This window comes from Lyngbya sp. CCY1209 (assembly GCF_055795065.1).
Genome location: NZ_JAYFER010000512.1, coordinates 1 through 245, shown reverse-complemented (window position 1 = coordinate 245; position 245 = coordinate 1). Strand labels below are relative to the sequence as shown.

Below are 245 nucleotides of genomic sequence, written 5' to 3'. Positions count from 1 at the left end.
TATTGCAGCCGCCATCGCAGCGGATATCGCCGGAAACGATAACATTGCCGCCACCCAACTCACCCGGACGGCGGACTTGACCGCCCCCACAGTGACACTCGCCACGGATGCCGAGGAGACAATCAATACCGCCTTCACCGTAACGGCTACCTTCGGCGAAGAAGTTGCCGGGTTCGACGTATCAGATATCACCATCAACAACGGCAGCGCCGACAACCTGCAAACCGCCGACAACATCACCTACA

Annotated in this window: 1 protein-coding gene; it reads left to right on the top strand. The window is 58.4% G+C overall.

Annotation, left to right across the window (positions count from 1 at the left end):
* Positions 1 to 245 (top strand): Ig-like domain-containing protein (locus AC0QHF_RS16500; RefSeq protein ID WP_324705325.1); only part of this gene is annotated, 245 nt, incomplete at both ends.